Here is a 950-nt window from a genome sequence, read left to right as displayed (position 1 = left end):
TTCAGGCTGTCGAGAAAGTCTCGACAGCCTTTTTATTTTGAGTTCACTTCTTTTTCTTACTTTTTTATAATAGAAGAAACGACTAAAAGGCGGTGCCAAGATGTTAAATTCCAGAGAGAATGACCAAACAGCTCTTGAAATCGTAACTATAGAAGAACTTGTCCCTGAAAACCACCTATTGCGTAAGATAGAAACCCACATAGATTTCTCCTTCATCCGTGAAAAAGTTCGTCCTTATTATTCGGCGGACAATGGCCGTCCTTCCCTAGATCCTCTTGTCCTCTTTAAAATGATCTTTATCGGCTACCTTTTCGGTATCCGTTCCGAAAGGCAATTAGAGAAAGAAATCCAGACAAACATTGCTTACCGTTGGTTTTTAGGACTTAAACTCACGGACCCAGTCCCTCACCACTCTACAATAAGCTGGAATCGTTGTAATCGATTCAAGGGCACAGATATCTTCCAACAAATCTTTGATGAAATTGTAGAACAGGCAATGAAGCATCGTATGGTTGGAGGACGCGTCTTATTCACTGATTCCACCCACTTAAAAGCCAATGCGAATAAAAGAAAGTTCATCAAGAAGGAAGTACAGGAAGCTACTCGTTCATATCAGGAAGAATTGGATAAAGCAATCCAAGAAGAACGTACAAAACAAGGAAAAAAGCTTTAAAGTCACGAGAGGAGGTGACAGAAACGAAAGTAGTGAAAGAAAGCACGACTGATCCAGAGAGTGGCTATATGTATCGAGAAGGAAAGCCTGAAGGCTTTTTCTACTTAGATCATAGAACTACGGATATGAAATATAATATTATTACCGATGTCCATGTCACGGCCGGAAATGTGCACGATTCACGGCCTTATTTGGAGCGCCTTGAACGACAGAAGGAACGCTTTAATTTTGATGTGGAAGCTGTCGCTCTGGACTCCGGTTATCTCACTACGCCAAT

At 41.1% G+C, this 950-nt stretch carries 1 pseudogene; it reads left to right on the top strand.

Annotation, left to right across the window (positions count from 1 at the left end):
• Positions 1 to 100 precede the first annotated feature (100 nt).
• Positions 101 to 950 (top strand): annotated as a pseudogene (locus CHH53_RS16965) (IS1182 family transposase); the annotation flags it as partial.

The organism is Terribacillus sp. 7520-G, assembly GCF_002271665.1.
Classification (GTDB): Bacteria; Bacillota; Bacilli; order Bacillales; family Amphibacillaceae; genus Terribacillus.
Note: the sequence above shows the minus strand (reverse complement) of the source record. Positions and strands in the feature narration are given on the sequence as shown.